Raw genomic sequence first — 2,518 nt, 5'->3', positions numbered from 1 at the left:
CTTCTTCTGTTATCTGATTTATAGAAACTTATTAAACAAGTAGTCTTGATTGACTACACCATTATTATACTAGGAGGTGGGAGCAATGCCAAGGAAACCGAGAAGGCCGTGTTCCTTTCCCGGATGTCCTAAGCTGACGGACAGGAGATTTTGTGAGGAACACGAAAAGCAGGAGAACCACCGCTATGAACGGTACGGCCGCGATTCGGCTGTACGCCGTAGATATGGGCGTGTCTGGGAGAGAATCCGTGACCGCTACGCCGCAGAGCACCCGTTCTGCGAAGAGTGTTATAAGAAAGGATTGCTGCGGTCAGTGGAGGAAGTACACCATAAGCTGCCGCTGGCAGAGGGCGGCACTCATGATGAGAGCAACCTTGTATCGTTGTGCAAGTCCTGTCATGCAAGGATTCATGCGGAGCGCGGTGACAGATGGAATAAAAAACGCCACGAATAGCCGTGACGTTAATATCTTAGGAGGGTGAGCCATTCGGATTGAAGAGGAATAGTAAGCAACTTCAAAAGAACTAATGTTACAAAAGAAATTATTGTTGCAATATCTGCTACCATTGGCAGTACCTCCTTCAGAAATAGTGGCAAATGTCCCATATGTGTTACCACTATCCCTCCACAGGCTTCTCCGCACGTCCAGACTCACCACTGGGACGGTGATAGTATAGCATTGGGAATTAAAGAAGTCAATCGTTGCCAGGGAGGGGCGGGTGAAATCGCTGTAAGGGATCCGCCGGGGAACGGGCGTGGGGTCACGCGCATAAAAACCGGAAATCAAACGGGGGATTGCCGCCCGGAGATTTCCGCAGAATAAAGGCTTTCAGAGTGCTGCGGTGTTTGATTTCCGTAGCATTTTTTCAAAAATAATCATAGAAATGGGGTGGAAACGGTGGCAAAAGACGGCAGCGGACGCGGCGGTGCAAGGCCGGGGGCGGGGCGCAAGCCCAAGGCGCTCATAGAAAAGATCAGTGAGGGGAAAACGGCGGAGGTGCTGATGGAGCCCGCCGAACTGGAGGGCGTGGATGTGCCGCCCGTGAAGGACTTCCTGAAATCCCCACAGAAGAGCGGACGGGAGCTGGTGGCAGAGGAAGTCTACAACGAAGCATACGCCTGGCTGAAAGCGAGGGGCTGTGAAAAGCTGGTCACTGTTCAGATGGTCGAGCAGTACGCCATGAGCGTTTCACGGTGGATCCAGTGTGAGGAGATCGTGTCTTCCACAGGGTTCCTTGCAAAACATCCGACCACAGGAGCAGCCATCGCCTCCCCCTATGTCACCATGAGCCAGTCCTACATGAAGCAGACAAATTACTGCTGGATGCAGATATACCAGATTGTGAAGGAAAACTGCTCGGTGGAGTTTTCGGGGAATACGCCCCAAGACGATGTAATGGAGCGGCTGCTCCGTGCAAGGAAGGGCATGTAGGGATGTATGAAAACCGACAGGTATACAGAAAGAAATTTTGTTAAGGGAAATTTATGTAAAATGTGAAAAAAGGAGATTGACAAAGCAGGATCCGTCTGCTATACTATAATGATTTAGCGACATAGAGCGCTGGATGGAGGCATGGGCAGGATAGGAGAAAAAGAATGGCATACGAATATGTAAGTGAGAAGGAAGTCAAGCCATACCGCAGTGAATGTTCGCGGATTCTTACAGAACTGCGGGATTATCTGAATGAGGAATATGGCATAATTACCCAGTTTTTCCTTGTAGGAAGTGGGAGCCATGCGCGGAAACTTGTTATGCGGAATGGGAATTCTCCATTTGATCTGGACTATAATCTGATGGTCATAAGGATGCCGGAGGAATACTGGAATGACACTCAACGTCTTAAAAACAGGATCAGGAATTCTTTAAATTTGATATTAAGGAGAAGCAGGAGCCATGTTGTAAGGGGAGGCCAGTTCTCGGATGGGAAGGATTCGACATCTGTTATAACTGCCTTGATGTATACTCCTGGCATTCTGTCACAGGTGGCTTTTAGTTTTGACCTTGCTATAATGGCTAGGGATGAAGATGGGACTTATTACAGGCTGCTCCATGATAAGGGTTCTAACAATTACCTGTGGGGAGAAGCCCCATCCGTCCATCGCATCCGGGAAAAAGCTGATGCCATTAAGTCCAAAAGGCATTGGGGTGAGGTTCGGGAAAGATATAAAGATAAGAAAAACATGTATCTCAAACGTCAGGATAAGAACCATCCATCATTTATAGTCTATGTCGAAACGATAAACGAGATATACAGAAAATATTTTAACGGACCTTTTTGAAACCGTCCTTCGGGGCGGTTTTTAGTACCATATAAGTGTAAGAGATAAAGCATTTCATCAGTGCTTTACCTTCTGCACTTATTTTTTTATGATAAGGGAGTAATTGGTCTGGCGAGGCGCTTTTTGGATTAACCACATCCGTCATAAAAACCGTCAACCACCCCTTATTATAAGCAGTCGTTTAAGCAGGTTGAAACCCGTAAGGTGCTTTCGTGTAACGAACTAAAATGAGTGGTAA

General features: G+C 47.5%; 3 protein-coding genes. All 3 read left to right on the top strand.

Annotated features, from left to right (window positions below; all coding sequences use genetic code 11):
• Positions 1-85: 85 nt before the first annotated feature.
• The 3 genes from NFR99_RS15070 to NFR99_RS15060 all read left to right on the top strand — a co-directional run bounded on the left by NFR99_RS15070 (position 86) and on the right by NFR99_RS15060 (position 2,280).
• A complete protein-coding gene (locus NFR99_RS15070; RefSeq protein ID WP_251354061.1) occupies positions 86-454 on the top strand; it encodes an HNH endonuclease signature motif containing protein in 369 nt (122 codons plus the stop codon).
• Between the two features lie 444 nt (positions 455-898).
• Positions 899-1,432 (top strand): P27 family phage terminase small subunit, encoded by a 534-nt coding sequence (locus NFR99_RS15065; protein ID WP_251354060.1) that lies wholly within the window; start codon positions 899-901, stop codon positions 1,430-1,432.
• A gap of 164 nt (positions 1,433-1,596) precedes the next feature.
• Entirely contained in the window at positions 1,597-2,280 is a 684-nt protein-coding gene (locus NFR99_RS15060; protein ID WP_251354059.1) for a hypothetical protein, read from the top strand.
• Positions 2,281-2,518: the final 238 nt, after the last annotated feature.

It is taken from the genome of Hominisplanchenecus murintestinalis (assembly GCF_943193015.1).
Classification (GTDB): Bacteria; Bacillota; Clostridia; order Lachnospirales; family Lachnospiraceae; genus Hominisplanchenecus_A; species Hominisplanchenecus_A murintestinalis.
This window is presented reverse-complemented; position numbering and strand designations above follow the sequence as displayed.